Below are 20,086 nucleotides of genomic sequence, written 5' to 3'. Positions count from 1 at the left end.
TAATCTGTATCGATTATTTAGGACTAGTCACAAACCATACACATTTTAATACCAAACAAGCAGCAAAATGGTACAACCATACATTTTATTTTTTGCTATAAAAAAACATTTATAAATTGTAAGAAAAATAAGTAACTCGCAAAAAGTGCATTTATTTACCCATATTGGTGGAATAAACGCAATACATTGCGTTTATTTACTAGTTGGCGGTAATTACAGAAAAATCATATGACAGAAGATATTTGGAAACAACCTGCAAAAGGATTTACTGATAAAAGTATTGGAAGAACGGAAGAACAAATCGTTCAAAAAGAAACTGAAATTGGATTTAAATTTCCAAGTCTTTACAGGGAACATATGAAAATCCAAAATGGTGGATATTTATGGAAAAGTGCTCTAATCCATAATGGTGATGTCAATGAACTTTTATTTAATGGTTCAACAATTGACCAAATTATCAATCACGGAGGTTATAAAATTTTAAAAGATGTATTGCTAGAATATATGGACAAAGAAGAACTTGAAAGTTCGACAGAATCCGAATTCATTAATTTAGAAAGACTTCCTATTCTCTCACATATGGATGGTCATACAATGTTATGTTTTGATTATGGTTATAATGTTGAATCAGCATATGAAATTCCTCAGATTGTACATTTTGAATTAGAATGTGCTGATAATGGATATGAAGAAAAACTAAGAGTTAAATCCTATGATGACTTAATTAACAAATTAGTCTATTACGGTTATGAATCAACTTCATTTTTTATTGGACTAAAATCTGATGAGCCAATAGAGCAAATTGCAGGAATAATTAATAAGACGTTTGACCTAGAACTTAAGCAAAAGACAAATGATGGTTATGGGTGGTATAATTTTGAGAAATGGTATTACGGAGAACTAAAGATAAATTCAAAGCTATCTGCTCATCTTAGAATAACCCCAAATAAATTTCAAAGTAAAACCTTTCTTTTCCAAAACAACAAAGATTTTAATTATGTTTTGGATATCGACTTAAGAATTGGAGTAGAATCATTTCAAGACAATTCAAATTATTTAAAGTCAATTATTGAGGAATTTCTTCAACCATTTTTATCAAAACAAAACTGGGACTTTTTACAAATTCCATATCATAAAGAAAACCCTGAAGAGATAGAAAAATTGAAGAAATCATTTGAATTCAAAGAGAAGTCGAATGATGAAAAACTACCGCCAACAATGTATAAAAGCAATGGCGGAGAAAGTGATAAAACAAACGATAATACTAGTAACAAAAGCAGGTCTTGGTGGAAAAGGCTGTGGTCTTAAATCCGCCACTGCTCTTATACTAAACGTTGTAGGTAATTTAACAAAACCGAAACGAAACTAATGAACGAAATAAGTTTACCATATCATTTAATAATTCCAAGCCAGATTTCAATAATGACTTTGGGAATAATACTTCTGAAAAGAAAAAAGTTATTCGCGAATGGAAAATGGAAATGGTTTTGGATAAGCACAACTGTGTTTTTCGGAATTTATCTTCTGATTGTTGGAGGAGCGACTTATTCTGACATTACATTGGAACTGGCTCTACAAAAATTTGACTTAAATGGAGACGGATTTTTTAACGGAGAGGAAATTACAACTGAGCAAAAAGAAGCGATGCAAAAAATGATTTTGGATACAGGACGGAATTTTTCATTTATAACCGGACTGATTTTTTCTGGAATTATATCATTGTTTGTTTTTATTGGTGGAAAAATTGTTGAATATGTAAGTATGAAAAGAATAAAAACTGCACCTAACAATACCTAAACCTAATGCGGACTTTGGGGCAAAACAAAAAGGTTCTGTGCATGTGTATATTTATAATGCACCTACTGTGTGGCTCAATACTAATCTAAAAAAAATAGCATATTATTACACGCTAGCAGCAAGAACACAAAAACACTATATAAACAAAATACAGGGTGTTAACTTCTCTAGTTTTTTATGTATAATTACAAATTGTACTAAAAATATGCCAATTACACATTTCCATTATTACAGTATAAAAAATTAATATATATTATAAGAAAATAAAACAACCAAATAACAAACTAGCAAGCCAAATGTGCATTTACTCACCCATATTGGCGGAATAAACGCAATAAATTGAGTTTATTTACTAGTTGTGTGTCATTTACAAACAAAAACCTGAATACAAAAAATGAAAAATAAAACATACAAGAAAATATCTAATTGGTACCGAAAATTCCAAATTAGTAAATCACCTCAAATGAATTTAGTTTGGGGATTCTTTTTATATACGCTCATTGGATTTATTTTACTGTCTATTCCTTTTTTTCACAAAACCGACATATCCGTTTTAGATAATTTGTTTATTTCGACTTCTGCAATTTCAACTACTGGACTTGTAACTATAAGCGTTTTCGATTCCTATAATTTTTTCGGTCAGTTTGTTATTATGGCATTAATACAAATTGGCGGAATTGGATATATGACGCTAACGACATACTATTTAATATTTACCACAAAAAAAATAACTCATTGGCATAGTAAGTTAATAGGTACTGAATTTACTTTACCCAATACAATTCAGATAAAAGATTTCATCAAAAGCGTTATTGTTTTTACCCTAATAATGGAAACTATTGGAGCTATACTTTTCTACTTTGCCTTTACCAATTCAGGAATGGGAAGTTTAAAAGCAGTTTGGTTTTCAATTTTTCATAGTATTTCATCGTTTTGCACAGCTGGATTTGGATTGTTTAATGATGGTTTCGAAAGCTATCAAGACAATACTTTTATTAATACAATTATTTCTGTATTAGCAATTTCTGGTTCTTTGGGTTTTATTGTAATTACAGATTTGTGGTATCGAATTAGAGGTAAATCAAAAGAAATTTCGTTTACAACTAAAATCATTGTTTATGGCTTTTTGTTTTTGCTTTTTTTAGGTACTTTACTCATTTACACAACAGAGTCATCATCTATTCTTGGCTCAAATAGTTCACTAATGACCTCTTTCTTTCAAGCAATGTCAGCTATGACAACTGTTGGATTTAACACGATACCTATCGGTGAATTATCTTTGCCAATATTGTTGCTTGTAACCTTTCTTATGTATATCGGTGCTTCGCCTTCGGGAACAGCAGGAGGAATGAAAATAACGACATTAACGGCAATGCTATCGATATTGAAAAGTCGATTGTTTGGTCAGAAAAAAATCACATTTTTAAACCGACTTATTCCATTTGAGAGAATATATGTTGCGACATCTACTTTTATGCTTTATACGAGTTTAATTTTCTTGTTTTCATTTTTACTTTCTTACTTTGAAAACTTTTCTTTTGAAAGCGTATTATTTGAAGTAGCATCCGCTTTAGGAACTGTTGGATTAAGCACAGGAATTACAGGAGATTTATCTAATATTGGGAAAACATTGATAATTATTTTAATGTTTATTGGTCGAGTTGGAGTTCTAACTTTTGGATTTGCTTTGTTGCAACAAAAAGATAACGATTCTAAAAAAATCAGAGCTGATGATTTGGCTGTATGAAAAAATTAATATAAGGAAAAATAGAAAAAAACGCCACACAACAATGGCTATAAGTAATTGCTTGTTCTCGCCTTCTTTGGAAATTCCGCAGGAATTTCCAACTTGGTGTGTACTTGCAAAGTTAAGTGCTAACCCACGCAACTACTCATAGCCGAGACCGTTAACATTAATTAAAAAAAATACAAATATGACAAGAGAAGATCATTTGAAATTTTGTAAAACCTGTGTTAATAGAAAACCAGATTTCAAACAAGGCTTGATTTGTAATCTAACTGGTAACATTGCTGATTTTAATAATGAATGTGAATTTTACGAAAAAGATTTAACTCCGCCACCTCCTCCAAAAAATAACGTTGGATTTGACATAAAAAATATTACCGCTAAATTTACTGTTGAAAACTCAAAAAAAATACTATTAAGTCTTATTCCTTTAGTTTTAGCTTTAGTAATATATCGACTTCTGGGAATAACGAGACAAACTATTTGGGGTATACTATCAATAATACTAATAGGAATATCTTGGGGTGTCTTTTTCTCTGTTTTAAAAGGGATATTCTTTCCAAACAACAAAACTAAAAAATTAATATTGCTTTTATCTGTATTGTGTATAATACCTACTACTATTGTTTTTGACAACATTTTTTATGGTGATGAAATAAATACGATATTGAGTAATTTAAATGAAGAATCTCCTAAGACTTCAACTGTAATACTAGAAAAAGAGTTTAGAGATGCATATATAATAAAACGAAAGGAAATAGCCGCTAAATGGATTTATTCTTATCAAATAGAAATTGAAAACAAAATTATTGATTGTCAATTTTCATCAACAAAAGATTTATATAAAGTCGGGGATTCCATAATTGTTGCTTACGACAAAAAAACACCTGAAATAAGTAAAATATTAAAAAAAGCAAACTAATGTTAACACTATATATAGTAAATAGGGCTGGTTTGTGTTAGTTCAAAAGTCTGTGTTTATTTGCGATGTCGCAAAACCTTTTGATTTGGTATTAAAGAAATAAATTAAAACAAAATATAAAAATTCGGCTCTGTGTTTATCCGAAAAATTAGTGTCTTTTTGCACGCTACGTTCCATACACAAGTCCGTTGCCATCAATTATGAAAAACATCCTGCAAATCACAATATTTCTATTTTCAATCGGAGTTTTTGCTTGCGATTGCGATGAACCGAAAATAACGGAAAAATTTATTGAGTCGGAATTTGTCGCTAACATAACAATTCTAAAAATCTATCCGAATCAAAAAAATGAACAAGGATATAAAGCAGACATAAAGATTAATGAATTGTATAAAGGAGAACAATTGAAATCAATTTATGTTTATGGCAGAAGTGATAATGGAATTGGAAGTTCTTGCGACATTTATATTCCTACAAACACAAAGTTAGTTGCTTATGCACGAAAAAACAAAGACGGGAACTTTGGAATTGGAATGTGTTCTGGTATACTGTATCTTAATAAAACTAATCAGAATAGACAGAAACGTGAATTAGATATTTTAAGAACATTCAAGAAAAATAATATTAATTCGACTGATAAAATAAGTTATCGAGAAATATCAAAACTTCATAAAAACTTAGAACAATTTAAAGGAATTGAACTTGATAAAAATTTTGGGATTTATGAAATAACATTCGCATCTGATTTGACAATTAAAAGTGTGACTGAAATAAGTGGATTTGGAAATCCGATAGACCAAAAACTGACAGGAATTATCAAACAAACGGAATGGACAAGTAATGACAATGGAATTAATGACAAAGTACCTGACAATAGTAAATTAATAATCGGAATTTATTATTACTCTGAAGAAAAAGGAAATCCGAGTTTTTTAAGTCAATATTATCACTAAAAAACTGCGTAGAACAACGTATAAAATTCATTGCTTGTTTCTCGCCTACTTGCGAATCCCGAAACGTCGGGACTCGCGGATTTTCTATTCGGTTTGTATTTGCTAAATTAGTAGCTGAAACACGCAACTACGCTTAGCCCAACCGTTACCTTTATTAAAAATAGCCAAAATGAACGAAATTGAAAAACCAATAAAAAGAGGTCAATTAAGACAAGTTTTAGGAAAAGAATACTTTATCCTAAAACGAAAATGGAATTGGTTTTTTACGGATAAAAAATACTCAAAAAGCAATGCAAAAAAAGATTTCGATTATTCAGTATTCAAACACAAATCACTAATTCTAAGACCGCTAAAAGATGTAGAAATGTATCTTCAAGAAAACAAAAGAACAAATCTTGAAATTGCTATAAAACATCTAAATCAAATTGAAATTAAACCGAATGAATATTTTTCACTCTGGAAATTAGTTGGTAGGCCTACAAAAAGAAAAGGCTATTTAGAAGGTTTAGTTTTAAAAAGCGGAAAAATTGATAAAGATATTGGCGGAGGACTTTGCCAACTTGGAAATTTGCTTTTTTGGATTTTCGCACATAGTCCATTAACAATTAAAGAGCGATATAGACACGGATTTGATGTTTTTCCAGATGTAAATAGAAAAGTACCTTTTGGTGCAGGAGCAACTTTATCGTACAATTATATTGACCTACAAATAAAAAATGAAACAGATAATAATTTCATCATCAAATTATGGATGGACGAAACTCATTTATACGGAGAATTATTATCTAAAGAAAAATTGAATGAAACATTTAAAATTGAAGAAAGAAATCATCAAATAAAACAGCAAATTTGGGGAGGATATTCACGACATAATCAGATTGTTAAAATAACGTCAACAGAAAATACAATTACCGAAAAAGTTATAGTTGAAAATCACGCTATTATGATGTATAATCCGTTTCTTAAAAATTAAAATAATAAAGGGTAAAACCGTGTATAATTCATTGCTAGTATTAGTATGCTTACAAATTACGAAGCGTAGGAACTAGTAGACTTTTTATCTGTGATTTACTTGCTAACTTTAGTGCTTAAAATCTGCTACTGCCAATACATTAGACCGTTCTGCATAATTTACTAGAATTGCAGAATAAAAGAAAGTCAACAAAAAATGAAACAAAAATGCCTTTTCCTGTAGAAGAAAAATATATAATAGAAACAGAATCTGAACTGAACGTAACATTCTCAACTGAATTTAAAAACCGAATGAAAAAATCAAATGGTGGAGAAATAGACACTGATGATTTCTTCTTTCAACTTTACCCATTTTTTTGACAAATCTGACAAAAAAAGAATGATATTAAACTATAACAATCATTAGTTACCTCGTTTTTTACCAAAACCTCATTAATTTTTACAAAGCTTAAACAGAAGTCTGCACGTAATTTTGTGTTATAATTTTAAAACACAGAAAAAATGACAAATACTAATGCACTGGCACAAGCACGCTCGCTTACATTGCCTACTCGTGAAGCTTCTCTTCATCGTGAAGAGTCGGTCTCTCATTTTTGGAATAACAACCGTAAATTACTTGAAGATGCTTGGGTAGAATGGGAAATTGAAAACAAAAACAATTTATTAATACCAGACCAATCATTATTAGATCCGCGTTTAAGAGGAGCAGTTAATAGCGCTTGGAAAAATCCAGAAAAAGAAAATGCTGTTGCAGATTTATGGGAAGAGATTATACCAGGTGTTTACAAAATACAATTTTTTGATCTTGAGCGTTTAGCAGAGTTTCGTAATTATTTAGAAGCCGCAGCCAACTCTAAAATTCCTGCACGCCCACCATACGGTATACAATTAAACCGTTATGGGGTTATGTTAGACCCAAGATCTGAGGGACACCTTGGCGCACCTAATTTTCAGGCATTTTATAATGATATTATGGACCGTTATATGAGGCCTATTTCTCGTTTATTACTTGGCACACAGGGTTATGATAGTCAAACTTTTGGGTTTTCTATTAGATACAATCCAGACAAAGAAAAAGACTTACAAGCACACACAGATGCTTCATCTGCTACTTTAAACATTAACATTAACCTACCTGATGAGGAATACACCGGCTCTGAAGTAGATTTTTATGACAAAAGCACTAAGCAAACGGTACAAACGTTTTTTGAGCCAGGTAAAGCAATACTTCACCGTGGTAACGTACCACACGCTACACACCCAATAACAAGTGGCCAGCGTAGCAACTTGGTTGTATGGCTATATGGAGATCGTATGCAAATACCAAGAGGCAGCACTAGTAGTTATGGTAATTTTGGTAGTGCTGGTTCTAATACTGCTGCTCCAGAAAACATTACACCTCGCCAACGTTGGAGCTTGCCTAAAGAACCAAAAGATACTTTTGCTCCTTTTTAAAGAAAAAAAGCTACAATAACGCTCTTTTTGTACAAAAACAGTAAAAAATACTATTGCCATACCGTACAACAACAATTGCTAGTACTTGCCTATATGTAAACCTTAAGGCATTGGTACTAGCTTTTTTTGGTTAACAACGTTTTATCCTGTTTTAATTTGTTAAATTAGGCTTGCTAAAAGCGTATGTTTTTAAAGCCAAAAAACAAGTTAAAAAGTATGAGTGCAGAAGAGAATTTAAAAAAGCTAAATTTAGAGCTTCCTGAAGTATCTACACCAGGTGGCAGTTATATTTCTGTTAATGTTAGAGGAAATATAGCGTACATAGCAATTCAATTTCCAATAATTAACAATACTTACCTATACCAAGGGCGTTTGGGAGATAAAATTTCTACTCAAGAAGGATATAAAGCAATGGAAATATGCGCATTAAATGTATTGGCACAGGTAAAAAACAAAATAGGGTTTAATGCTATTGTTGGCCTAAATCATATTGATATTTATTTTCAGTCGGGGCAAGACTGGGATGATTCTCCCATTGTTGCAAACGGAGCATCGGACTTATTTGTTAAGGTGTTAGAAGATAAAGGAAAACATTCTAGAGCCATTTTTGGGGTTCATAAACTACCTCGTAATTTTAGTGTGGGCTTAACAGCTACTTTTACCCTAAAGTAATAATTAACTAACAATACCACTAAAGCGTAAAACAGAATACAAAAAACAATAGCTGCTAAATATGTACGGTTTACAACAAACCCGGTTTTACACCCATTTACTTAAAAAGTTTCTAATACATTACTCCATACTTTTTTAAAAATAAATTATATTGCTAAAATCATTAAAAAGTATAAAATAAAATGGAACGATTTAGTAAAAAGTTTATTGCCACAAAAGATTTGGAATGGGAAGAACTTGGCGGAGGAGTGTCAAGAAAATTCTTAGGGTATGACAACCAAATTATGATGGTAAAAGTAAAGTTTGAAAAAGGTGCACTAGGTGCTCCACACCAACACTTTCATACACAAGCTACCTATTGTGTATCTGGTAAGTTTGAGTTTGAAATTGATGGTGAAAAGAAAATTGTTGAAGCAGGAGATGGGGTTTATATAGAACCAAATTTACTGCATAGCGCTGTTTGCCTAGAAGAAGGTATGCTTATTGACACGTTTAGCCCTGTTAGAGAAGATTTTTTAAGCGGTGGCGGTGTTTCTTATTTTGGAGATAAGAAGTAACACTTAAAAAACGCTGTTTTATAAGTAAACAGTAAACTATTTATTAAAATTTCCGAAGCTTCGTTGCACGCGTTCCTGAGCTTCGGATTTTTTTTGGCTTATATTAAAAAAACTATGAGAAAAATTAAATTACTACTTGCTCTATTTTTATTTTCTAATTTATTAAGTGCCCAAACTGAAAATGAAATTACAACGTATAACAAAAAGCTAAATCAGTTTTACAACGTACGTGATTTTTGCATTTCTAATAACGGTAATGAAGCCTATTTTACAATACAAAGTCCAGATGGTGGAATTTCTCAAATAGCAACGTTAAAAAAAGTAGGCAACAAATGGTTAGAGCCAGAACTACTACCCTTTTGTGATGAGTTTATGTATTTAGAGCCATTTTTAACTCCAGATCAAAACAGACTATTTTTTGTATCAGACAGGCCGTTAAACAACTCTAGTAGTCAAAAAAAAGATTTTGATATTTGGTATGTAGATAGGGATACCAAAAATAACGGTTGGTCTAATCCAAAAAACTTAGGAACACCAGTAAACTCTAATTTAGATGAATTTTACCCAACAATAAGCAGCAATAATAATTTATACTTTACAATGGCTTCTCCTAAAGGATTAGGTAAAGATGATATTTATTTTTGCGAATGGAAACAAGGCAAATACCAAGAACCCGTTCTTTTAAACAAAAATATTAATAGTGATGGTTATGAGTTTAATGCATTTATCTCTAAATCTGAAGACTTTTTGCTATTCACAAAATACAATGCCAAAGACGGTCAAGGAAGTGGGGATTTATACATTTCTAAAAAAGACAAAAATAACAACTGGTCAAAAGCTAAAAACTTAGGGCTTCCTATAAACACAAAATATATGGAGTATTGCCCTTTTTATGATGAAAAAAATCAAAAATTATACTTCACTAGCAAAAGAAAAAACATTAAGCCTCAAGAGTTTAAAACAGTTTTAGACTTTAAAAACTATATAAAAGAGAGCAAAAATGGTTTAAGTAAAATATATGTTACCAAATTAAATATAATTAAAAATTAAACTTATAAATACGTAAGTGGTACAATAATTGGTTAAGACACACAGAACCAAAAAATCTTATTTTATAAATAACTTTAAATTATCAATCTTATCACTATTTATTTTAATAATTACAGTTTCTTGCAGTAGTGATGATGATGATGCCAGCCAAGAACTATACTCGTCAGAAGATTTAACCATTTTACACAATAACAGCTCTAAAGCCTGGAAATTAGAAGCGTATTATATTGATTACAATTCTAAGCAAAAAAGTGAACAAAACGATTGTCTTGTAGATGATATTTACACTTTTAAACCAGACGGAATTATAGAAGTAGCAGCGGGATTAGAAAATTGTTACTACGGAGATAACGAAATTGCCGAAGCAGAATATAGTTTTTATGAAGATGAAGGGCGTTTATACATAACTATAATTAAGAGGCGAAGTAACTGAAGATCTTGTTAAAAGTACTTCTTTTACCTTACAACTTATAGAGCTAACAGAAAACAGAATGGTATTTGCTAGTGGAGACAAAGACAACTATAAAATATCTTTAATATTTATAACAGAATAAGTCTAAAAATTTAAAAAGCCTTGATATCACTATCAAGGCTTTTTTTAGTACTCGAGGTGGGAATCGAACCCACACTCCGAAGAACTGGATTTTGAATCCAGCGCGTCTACCAGTTCCGCCACTCGAGCAATTGTAACGGGCTGCAAAAGTAAAAATAATTTCTAATTATTTTACAAAAAATAAAAACAATTATCCTTTAGCTTCACAAATAAATTTATAAATTTGCACCTCGTTTAAAAAAAGGTATTTAAAATACTGATAACGACCAACATAGAAATCAACAACACAACAATGTCATACACAGTCCCAGAACCTAAAATTTTTGCCTGTACACAAAGTACTGCTTTAGCTGAAAAAATTGCCAAATCATTTGGATCTGACTTAGGAAAAGTAAAATTCTCTAGATACAGTGATGGCGAGTTTCAGCCTTCTTTTGAAGAGTCTGTTCGTGGCGCAAGAGTTTTTATTATTGGATCTACAAATCCAAGCTCAGAAAACTTAATGGAAATGCTTTTAATGTTAGATGCAGCTAAAAGAGCATCTGCAAGACACATTACAGCTGTTATGCCATACTTTGGTTGGGCAAGACAAGACCGTAAAGACAAACCTAGAGTACCTATTGCTGCTAAATTAGTAGCTAAAATGTTAGAAACAGCTGGTGCAACAAGGATTATTACAATGGACTTGCACGCAGACCAAATACAAGGTTTCTTTGAAAAACCTGTAGACCATTTATTTGCCTCTACATTATTTTTACCGTACTTAAAAAGTTTAAAACTAGACAATTTAACTATTGCTTCTCCAGATATGGGAGGTTCTAAAAGAGCTTATGCATATTCTAAAGCATTAGAAAGTGATGTTGTTATCTGCTACAAGCAAAGAGAAAAGGCAAATGTAATTTCTCATATGGAGCTTATTGGTAACGTAGAAGGTAAAAACGTAGTACTTGTAGATGATATGGTAGATACAGCAGGTACATTAACAAAAGCAGCAGATCTTATGATAGAAAGAGGTGCACTTAGCGTAAGAGCTATTACAACGCACGCTTTATTATCTGGTGATGCTTATGAAAAAATTGAAAAATCTAAACTTTCAGAACTTATTGTAACAGATTCAATTCCGTTAAAAAAGCAAAGTCCTAAAGTTAAAGTTGTAGAATCTGCAGAGTTATTTGCTGATGTTATGACTAGAGTACATAACAATACGTCTATTAGTTCTAAATTTTTAATGTAATATAGATCTAATACACTAATTTCGCACATTAATTAAATATATATAATGAAGTCAATTACAATTACAGGATCAAAAAGAGAAAGCGTGGGCAAAAAAGCAACTAAAGCCTTACGTAATGCTGGAATGGTTCCTTGCGTAGTATACGGAGGAGAACAACCACTACATTTTTCAGCACCAGAATTAGCGTTCAAAGATTTAGTGTACACTCCAAACGCGCACACAGTTGTGATAGATTTGGAAAACGGAGAAAAAGTGAATGCTGTTATTCAAGACATTCAATTTCACCCAGTATCAGACAGAATTATACACATAGATTTTTACCAATTATTTGATGATAAAGCGGTAACTATGGATATTCCTGTTCGTTTAGTAGGTAACTCTCCAGGGGTTAGAAATGGTGGTAGATTATTATTTAGAAAAAGAAAGCTTACTATTAAAGCTTTACCAGCTAAATTACCAGATTTCTTTGATGTAGATATCAATAAATTAAAAATTGGTGGTAACATAGCAGTATCTTCATTAGTAAATGATGATTTTACTATTTTACACCCAGACAATACAGTTGTTGTACAGGTTAAATCATCTCGTAACGTTGTTGCTGCTGATGATGACGAAGAAGAAGGAGAAGCTGAGGCTGAAGCTCCTGCTGCTGAGTAAATCTTTACAGATACAAATTAAAGCATCCTGCCTTGGAATTTACCAAGTTTCAGGATGCTTTTGTATTTTTGGTGCTTTTGTTACATATGATAGCACAAATATTAAAATCAATTTTTAGAACAAAACCGTTGTTCTTTTTAGAAGAAAAAGATCCTATGAAAAAATTTTTAGTAGTTGGCCTAGGCAATATAGGCACAGAATATACAGAAACAAGACATAATATTGGGTTTAAAATACTTGATGCCTTTGCTAAAAAAGAATCTTTAACTTTTGAACCACAAAAATTAGGCGCTGTTACCACATATAAAATTAAAGGGCGCACTATTCTTTTTTTACAACCATCTACTTATATGAATCTTAGCGGAAAAGCTATTAGGTATTGGTTAGAGAAAGAAAAAATTCCTTTAGAAAACTTATTGGTTATTACAGATGATATTAACCTACCTTTTGGTACAATACGCGTTAAAACTAAAGGTAGTGATGGCGGCCATAACGGCTTAAAAGACACACAAAACATATTACAAACTACTTCTTACAACAGATATAGATTTGGTGTTGGTGCCGATTTTGGAAAAGGCAGACAGGTAGATTATGTTTTGGGGGAATGGAACCAAGAAGAACAAGAGAAAATGCCAGAACGCTTAGAACGTTCTATTGAACTTATAAAATCTTTTGTACTAGCAGGCATAAAAACTACTATGAACCACTTTAACAACACTTAATTACCTAACTTTAAACTCATAAGTACCAGAGTCTGATGAGTTTCCTTCTTCATCTACAGTTACAACTTTCCAATAATAGACTGTATTGGCTACCACACCTACTTTTACTGTTGTATTATCTGGTGCGTTAGTTGCTAACAAATCTGTAGGCGGTGAAACACTACCAAAATACACTTGGTAACTAGCTATATCATTATCTACATCTTCTGCTACCCACTCTAATTCTACATCGTTATTGGTATCCTTAAACACTGTTTGTCCAGATTTAGGCGCTATTATTTCCGCAGCAAAAGGCGGATATGTAGTTTGCGATCCAGCATTGTAAAACTTCCAAATTTCACTGGCTGTTGTCTGCGAAACCTCATCGTTTTTAGCTATTACAAACCAAGAATAGGCTACACCTTTATCTAAAACAACCTTTTGTGTTATGGCTGTTGTACTTAGTGTTTGCGTTAAGTTAGTATTTAGGTTAGTTATTTTAACTTCATACAAATCTGTTCTTGCAGATGCATTCCACTGCAACTCTACCTCACTTGTATTTGTTGTACCTATAGTAATACCAGTAGTACACTCAGAGCTTTTTAAAGGAAAAAGAAGTTCTGGTGATGATGGTGGCTTTGGAGAGCTTTTAGAACAAGACAGTGCCAATAATAGACACAAAAGCATTAGTAATTTTTTCATTTCTTAATTAATTTTGTTTCACCTTTAACCGCTCCTCCATCAAACAACACTACATACATCCCTTTTGCTAAGGCAGATACATCTAAATTTACTTTTCCGTCTTGAACAGCGTATTCTTTCTGCTCTAATATTTGTCCGCTTAAAGTGTAAATAGTAACCGTTACAGAGCCAGATAAAGTACCTAAATAAGCCACAGCCTTGCCTTGTGTTGGGTTGGGTGATATTACCGGATTTGCTGCAATATAAATTTGCTGCTGGTACACCCCTTGGCATTCTAAACCTGTTGACACTTTTACTGTATTTAAACCGTTTTTAAGCGCCAAGCTAGCTGTTTTATCTGTAGTTTGTAGCGTTACTCCATTTAACTCTACATTGTACAAATTAGCACCACTTAACTGCAAATTAAGTGTTTTGTTCTGTACAGCAGACAATACTTTTAACACATCTGGTTGGGTAACAACAACTGTTACACAATAATCTTCATAAGTAATTGTACCGTCTGTACCAGATATACAAATTTGGTACGTACCAGCACTTAAATCGTCTAAACTTACTGTATCTGTAAATGCTTCTGTAATATTAACTCCGTTACCAGTTATGGTTACACTGTAATTAATTTCTTCTACAGCATCAATAAAAATTTCTCCATCATTGCTAGTGGTACAAGCTTCACTCTCTATAGAAATTGCAAAATTATCTGGTCTAAATCTATAAATAGCACAACCATTAACATCTACCTCTGCCCCATTTGGTGTTCCTAAGCAAGCATCATCTCCATCATCAAAAACACCATCATTATCTTCATCTGGCCTAGACAAACCTTCTACGCAAATTTCTAAATTAAAGTTATTTATTTGCCCTCCATCAGAAGAGGCACCATCCTTAACTTCTAAAATCCATTCACCTAAAACAGATTCGCCATTTAATGAAGCCAAAGAACCTAACGGCCTAACACTACCTTCAATTGCCGCATTAGCTCCACTGCCACATACAAAACTTGGACTATCATCATCAAAAACAGCATTAATATCCTGAAAATCACCACAAGAATTGGAAGTTAACACCACTCTTGTTCCTTGAGGAGATATTAGACTTATTGTTAAATCGCTTAAAAAACTATGTGCAATATCTACACTAACATTAACATCTGTAATTGGTAAATCGTCTAAAAAAGTAATTTTAGACTGTAGCACAGACGTACCTACAGTTGGTATTGTTTTTGGTAAGTCTTGAGCCTGTTTAGTATTACAACTAACTAAAGCCGTAGTAAAAGTATATGCAGGTCCAAAAGTACCTTCGGCACATAAACTTTTTGGCTTAACACGCCAGTAATATGTTGTTTCTGCCAACAAATTAGTAGGTCTATAGCTTGTAAAAGGAGTAGATTTAGTTTCTATTATATTTGCAAAAGCTGCATCTGTAGCTATTTCTAAATCATAAGAAGAGTACGCTACGTTTTCTTCCCACAGTAATGTTTCGTTCATATTAACACCAGCTGCACCATTACCTGGAGAAATTAACCCTACATCTGCAAAACTAGTATTGCCAATTACTAAGGTAACAACCACTCCTGTAGTGTTAGAAACCGAGTTAGAAAGTACAGTAAGCTCATAAGTTCCTGGCGCTACATTTTGGGTGTTAGACAAAGTAAGGTCTACATCTGTATTATTGGTATCTGCTGTAGGCGCAGAAAATGAAACACCTAAGTTTGCTGGCGCTCCAAAAACACTAAACGTAGAGGTCTCATCAAAACCATTATTAACAGTATACTTAAAAGGTATTACCACGTTGCTAGGCTGACAAACGTTATAAGTTAATTTTTCAAACTCTAAATTAACATCTGAGGTATTTATTGTAAAGTTAGATGAATTTATTGCGTAATACACATTATCTGTAGGCATTACACGTATTCTAGCTGTTGTTGTTACCACATTGGGTATTTGCACTATGTGCGAACCATCATTGACTACATTCTCTGCCAATAAGGTAGGGAAAGACAAACCAGAATCTATAGACAAATATATATTTACCGTTTCTGTATTAACAGGCGCTGCATTAGTACCGGCAACATCCCAAGTTACCAATTGCACAGAGCCAGATTGGTAAACAACATTAGAACTTTGTGATGTTACAGCAAATGGCCCAGCTGCATTAACAACCCTAACATTCATAGTTTCAGAGGCTACTTGTCCGCCACCTACTGCATTGTCCCTTACTGTAAATGCAAAATTTAAATCTCTTTCTACATCAGAAACTGTTTCCCAAGAAGAACCCTCAGATGGGTTTGTTTGTGTTAAATTACCCTGTATTACACGTTCTATTTTAGGAAAATAACGCTCTTTTTCTGTACTTGGCTTTAAAGATCTAAAATTTGCTCCACTAGGATTTTCTGGCCCAAAGTTAGTACGTGTTACTACTCCGTTATCTATTTGTTCCCAGGAGTACGTTAACAAATCGCCTGTATCTAAATCTGTTGCCTCACCAGACAATACAAACGGTGTAGATTTAGGGATAATATAGTTAGATAAAGGACTTATAACTGGCGGATTATTGGTAATTGCAGTATTTACGCCACAACTTAAACCACTAACATATTCTGCTATCTGAAAAATACTATAATAATGAAAATAATCATCTCCATTGCTCTGTACATTATTGCCATCTGCAATACCTGCATACCCCATTATTGTAGATCCACTTGCTGGTTCTGCTTGCACTAAAGTACCTTCTGAATCAAAAGACCAGGTATGGTTAGCCCCAAATTGATGCCCTATTTCATGTGCAACAAAATCTACATCAAATAAATCTCCTTCTGGTGTACTGCGAGAAGAGTATGCTCTACCTTTCCAATTGTCGTCACAAACAGACCCAACAGTACCTGCATTACCGCCGTTTGGTCCTTGATGAAAAAGGTGTCCCACATCATAATTAGCAGCACCTATTACTGTAGAAAATGTATTTTGCGCTTGCGTATTTAAACTACCAGAGTACGGATCTGTTGTTGCATCTGTATAAATTACCTCATCTGTATTTGCTACTAGTTCTAAATGTATTCCTAAATCGGTCTCAAAAACCTGATTTACCCTAGTTAGTGTTGCATTTATTGCTGCCAATGCATCTGCCACGCTACCACCATGATAAGCTGTGTACTCACCAGATGCAGAAATAGCTATTCTGTATGTTCTTAAAGTTTGGTCGTTTATTTGCTTAGCTGCAGACGCTTTTTTACTTGTAGCTATTACAGATTCTGTTTCACAAACAAACGCATCTTTATGCTGGTGTGCACTTGCTTTGTATATAACGTATTCTCCTTTGTTTTGCTTTGTAGGCTGCATATAAGTTGCTTCTTCCTTATCTGCATTCACCATCATACTTTGTATACCCTTGTGAGAAATACTAAAACGTATTCTTTGGTTAGGATTTACAACTCCTTTACCTATGTATGACTTAATATTAGGATATTTTGCAGCCAAACCTGGAGCAAAAATTGCATGTTCTTCCACATAAAAAGCTTTTAGTTCTGCGTTAGCATCAGGAAAATACATTACTTTTTTTCCTTTAGCACTTATATTTGGCTGTAAAGAAGCAGAAAAAGAAGATTCATCTAAATAAAACGTTTTTGCTTTATTTACATCTATATTTTGTATAGTTTTAGACGCTAAATTATGTTGTAAGCTACCAGTTTTCCAATAATTCTGTTGTGCAAAACCGTAAAAGCTACCAAATAATATGGTTATTGAAAAAACAAGGCGTAGTTTTGTAATCATTAAAAGCAATTTAATATTCAAAAATAGTCTTTTTATTATTTTAGTCTCGTGATAACAATTAAAAGCATTACAAAATTCGACAAAGCACACGCTACAGTTATTACAATTGGTACTTTTGATGGTGTACACATTGGCCATAAAAAGATACTAGAAAGACTCATAAATAGTGCCAAACTATTAGAAATAGAAAGTACTGTGCTTACTTTTTTCCCGCATCCTAGAATGGTTTTGCAACAAGATAGTAATATTAAATTACTTAACACTATTGAAGAAAAAGAAATGATACTAAGCAACTTAGGCTTAGATTTTTTAATTATTCATCCTTTCTCTAAAGAATTTTCTAGGCTTAGCGCAATAGAATTTGTTCGTGACATCTTAGTTAATAAACTCAATACCAAAAAAATTATTATAGGATATGACCATAGATTTGGGCGTAACCGTAATGCAGATATTAACGACTTAAAAAATTACGGCACTACGTTTGATTTTAATGTAGAGGAAATTACCGCACAAGAAATTGATGACGTATCTGTAAGTTCTACAAAAATTAGAAAAGCATTAGCAGAAGGCGATGTTAGCAAAGCCAACAGTTACCTTGGCTACAATTATATGTTAACCGGTATTGTTACCAAAGGTAAAGGCTTAGGGAGACAATTAAATTTTCCTACTGCAAATATTTATATAAAAGAAGAGTACAAATTAATACCTAAAAATGGTGTGTACGTAGTTAAAGCCAAATTAAACAATTCTACTGTTTTTGGTATGATGAATATTGGCTACAACCCTACTGTTAACGGAACAGAAAAAACCATTGAAGTAAATTTCTTCAATTTTAATGATGATCTTTACGGCAAAAAAATACAGGTAGACATTTTAGAGCGCATTAGAGATGAAGTAAAGTTTGACTCTATTAACGATTTAAAAGTTCAGCTTACAAAAGACCAAGAAACTGCTACTAGTTTAATTGCTAAACTATGACCACTTTCCTATTTAAAAAAATAGACAATGCCGGCTTAATTCTATTTAGAATATTTTTTGGCATGCTTATAAGTTTAGAGTCCTTTGGAGCTATACTTACTGGCTGGGTAAAGGCCAACCTTGTAGAACCTACTTTTAATTTTTCTTTTATTGGTTTTGAGTGGCTAAATATTATTACTGGCCCTAGTATGTATGCCTATTTTATTATTATGGGTATTACTGGTATTTTTATTTCTGTAGGATACAAATACAGGTACAGTATGCTTGCCTTTGCATTGTTATGGAGCTGTGTGTATTTAATGCAAAAAACATCATACAACAACCATTATTACCTATTAATGTTAATTTCTTGGATAATGGTGTTTTTCCCAGCTAACACAGACCTTTCTGTAGACGCTAAAAATAATCCAGAACTACGCACTACCAAAATGCACGCATATTATAAATATATAATTGTACTACAGCTAACCATTGTATACACATATGCTTCTGTAGCCAAATTGTATGCAGACTGGTTAGACTTTGGCTTTATAAAAGTGCTAATGCAAAACAAAGCAGACTATTTTTTAATTGGCGAGTTTTTACAACTTGCTTGGGTGCACAAAATTGTAGCTGTTTTTGGTATTTTGTTTGATTTACTTATTATTCCTGCATTATTATGGAAACCTAGCCGAAAAATTGCTTTTATTTTAGCTATCTTTTTTCACTTGTTTAACTCTATTGTTTTTCAAATAGGCATTTTCCCGTACTTAGCTTTGGCTTTTACAGTTTTCTTTTTTGAGCCACAAAAACTTAGAGATATCTTTTTTTTAAAAGAGAAAAAATACAAAGTACATACACTTGCCCCGCCAAAACACAAAAAACTTATTGTAGGTATTTGGGTTATCTATTTTTTATTTCAGTTGGGGTTACCCATAAGACATCATTTTTTTAAAGACAATGTTTTATGGACCGAAGAAGGGCATAGACTTAGTTGGCGTATGATGCTACGTTCACGTTCTGGAAGTGTTACTTTTACTACAGTAGACAAAGACACAAATGAAAAAAAGCGAATTAATTTAAACAACTATCTTACTAAAAAACAACGCAGAAAAATTGGAGCATATCCAGATTTTATTTGGCAATTTGCACAACATTTAAAAAAAGAAGCCAAAAAGGAAAATAAAAATATTGCTGTATACGTAAACTCTAGAGTTAGCATTAACGGTAAACCATACCAACCTTTTATAGATCCTAAAGTAGATTTAGCACAAGAAAAATGGCATCATTTTAAGCACAATAATTTTATTTTACCTAGTCCAAAATAAATTACAAGCACTAAACTCTTCAAGTTTTACGCATTCTCTTTTGCGCAATCCCTTTTTACCAT

The 20,086-nt window shown here is 32.4% G+C and carries 19 protein-coding genes and 1 tRNA gene; 17 read left to right on the top strand and 3 right to left on the bottom strand.

Going from position 1 to position 20,086, the window contains the following annotated elements; all coding sequences use genetic code 11:
* Nucleotides 1–228: 228 nt before the first annotated feature.
* From KLA_RS14545 to KLA_RS14490, 12 genes are all read left to right on the top strand, one after another.
* Nucleotides 229–1,308: an SMI1/KNR4 family protein gene (locus KLA_RS14545; protein ID WP_034646604.1), complete on the top strand. Its 1,080-nt coding sequence runs from the start codon at nt 229–231 to the stop codon at nt 1,306–1,308.
* A gap of 60 nt (nt 1,309–1,368) precedes the next feature.
* Entirely contained in the window at nt 1,369–1,797 is a 429-nt protein-coding gene (locus KLA_RS14540) for a hypothetical protein (RefSeq protein WP_034646602.1), read from the top strand.
* Nucleotides 1,798–2,191: 394 nt separating this feature from the next.
* Nucleotides 2,192–3,544: a TrkH family potassium uptake protein gene (locus KLA_RS14535; protein WP_034646600.1), complete on the top strand. Its 1,353-nt coding sequence runs from the start codon at nt 2,192–2,194 to the stop codon at nt 3,542–3,544.
* A 187-nt stretch (nt 3,545–3,731) separates the two neighbouring features.
* Nucleotides 3,732–4,466, top strand: a complete 735-nt coding sequence (locus KLA_RS14530) for a hypothetical protein (RefSeq protein WP_013621351.1) — start codon at nt 3,732–3,734, stop codon at nt 4,464–4,466.
* 200 nt (nt 4,467–4,666) lie between these two features.
* Nucleotides 4,667–5,419, top strand: a complete 753-nt coding sequence (locus KLA_RS14525) for a hypothetical protein (RefSeq protein WP_013621350.1) — start codon at nt 4,667–4,669, stop codon at nt 5,417–5,419.
* Nucleotides 5,420–5,588: 169 nt separating this feature from the next.
* Nucleotides 5,589–6,392, top strand: a complete 804-nt coding sequence (locus tag KLA_RS14520) for a VanW family protein (protein WP_013621349.1) — start codon at nt 5,589–5,591, stop codon at nt 6,390–6,392.
* A gap of 167 nt (nt 6,393–6,559) precedes the next feature.
* Nucleotides 6,560–6,751 carry an SMI1/KNR4 family protein gene (locus KLA_RS14515; protein ID WP_051456126.1) on the top strand — a complete coding sequence of 64 codons (192 nt, stop codon included), beginning with the start codon at nt 6,560–6,562 and terminating at the stop codon, nt 6,749–6,751.
* A gap of 141 nt (nt 6,752–6,892) precedes the next feature.
* On the top strand, nt 6,893–7,846 hold the full coding sequence (locus tag KLA_RS14510) for a 2OG-Fe(II) oxygenase (protein WP_034646598.1): 954 nt from the start codon (nt 6,893–6,895) through the stop codon (nt 7,844–7,846).
* A gap of 216 nt (nt 7,847–8,062) precedes the next feature.
* Nucleotides 8,063–8,518, top strand: a complete 456-nt coding sequence (locus KLA_RS14505) for a RidA family protein (protein ID WP_013621346.1) — start codon at nt 8,063–8,065, stop codon at nt 8,516–8,518.
* A gap of 182 nt (nt 8,519–8,700) precedes the next feature.
* Nucleotides 8,701–9,075, top strand: coding sequence for a cupin domain-containing protein (locus KLA_RS14500; protein WP_013621345.1), 375 nt, complete (start codon nt 8,701–8,703; stop codon nt 9,073–9,075).
* A 114-nt stretch (nt 9,076–9,189) separates the two neighbouring features.
* Nucleotides 9,190–10,125 carry a PD40 domain-containing protein gene (locus tag KLA_RS14495; RefSeq protein ID WP_034646596.1) on the top strand — a complete coding sequence of 312 codons (936 nt, stop codon included), beginning with the start codon at nt 9,190–9,192 and terminating at the stop codon, nt 10,123–10,125.
* 28 nt (nt 10,126–10,153) lie between these two features.
* Nucleotides 10,154–10,558: a hypothetical protein gene (locus KLA_RS14490; protein ID WP_235183579.1), complete on the top strand. Its 405-nt coding sequence runs from the start codon at nt 10,154–10,156 to the stop codon at nt 10,556–10,558.
* A 169-nt stretch (nt 10,559–10,727) separates the two neighbouring features.
* Here the strand turns inward: KLA_RS14490 and KLA_RS14485 are convergent.
* Nucleotides 10,728–10,807 (bottom strand) — tRNA-Leu (locus KLA_RS14485).
* 163 nt (nt 10,808–10,970) lie between these two features.
* On the opposite strand from KLA_RS14485, the gene KLA_RS14480 reads away from it, so the two are divergent.
* The 3 genes from KLA_RS14480 (at nt 10,971) to pth (ending at nt 13,291) form a co-directional block, all read left to right on the top strand.
* Nucleotides 10,971–11,912 (top strand): ribose-phosphate pyrophosphokinase, encoded by a 942-nt coding sequence (locus KLA_RS14480; RefSeq protein WP_034646594.1) that lies wholly within the window; start codon nt 10,971–10,973, stop codon nt 11,910–11,912.
* 45 nt (nt 11,913–11,957) lie between these two features.
* On the top strand, nt 11,958–12,569 hold the full coding sequence (locus tag KLA_RS14475; protein ID WP_034646592.1) for a 50S ribosomal protein L25/general stress protein Ctc: 612 nt from the start codon (nt 11,958–11,960) through the stop codon (nt 12,567–12,569).
* 86 nt (nt 12,570–12,655) lie between these two features.
* Nucleotides 12,656–13,291 (top strand): aminoacyl-tRNA hydrolase, encoded by a 636-nt coding sequence (gene pth, locus KLA_RS14470; RefSeq protein ID WP_034646620.1) that lies wholly within the window; start codon nt 12,656–12,658, stop codon nt 13,289–13,291.
* On the opposite strand, the gene KLA_RS14465 is transcribed toward pth, so the two are convergent.
* Both KLA_RS14465 and KLA_RS14460 read right to left on the bottom strand, forming a co-directional pair.
* Nucleotides 13,292–13,972 carry a hypothetical protein gene (locus KLA_RS14465; RefSeq protein ID WP_034646590.1) on the bottom strand — a complete coding sequence of 227 codons (681 nt, stop codon included), beginning with the start codon at nt 13,970–13,972 and terminating at the stop codon, nt 13,292–13,294. It abuts the gene before it with no gap.
* A complete protein-coding gene (locus KLA_RS14460; RefSeq protein WP_034646588.1) occupies nt 13,969–17,739 on the bottom strand; it encodes a reprolysin-like metallopeptidase in 3,771 nt (1,256 codons plus the stop codon). The genes KLA_RS14465 and KLA_RS14460 overlap by 4 nt, the downstream gene beginning before the upstream one ends.
* 48 nt (nt 17,740–17,787) lie before the next feature.
* Between KLA_RS14460 and KLA_RS14455 the strand changes: the two genes are divergently transcribed.
* Both KLA_RS14455 and KLA_RS14450 read left to right on the top strand, forming a co-directional pair.
* A complete protein-coding gene (locus tag KLA_RS14455) occupies nt 17,788–18,717 on the top strand; it encodes a bifunctional riboflavin kinase/FAD synthetase (protein ID WP_013621338.1) in 930 nt (309 codons plus the stop codon).
* Entirely contained in the window at nt 18,714–20,024 is a 1,311-nt protein-coding gene (locus KLA_RS14450; protein ID WP_034646586.1) for an HTTM domain-containing protein, read from the top strand. The genes KLA_RS14455 and KLA_RS14450 overlap by 4 nt, the downstream gene beginning before the upstream one ends.
* The last annotated feature ends 62 nt before the right edge of the window (nt 20,025–20,086 follow it).

Source organism: Cellulophaga geojensis KL-A, assembly GCF_000568425.1.
Classification (GTDB): Bacteria; Bacteroidota; Bacteroidia; order Flavobacteriales; family Flavobacteriaceae; genus Cellulophaga; species Cellulophaga lytica.
The sequence above is the reverse complement of the archived record's forward strand: the minus strand, read 5'-3'. Positions and strand labels throughout refer to the sequence as shown.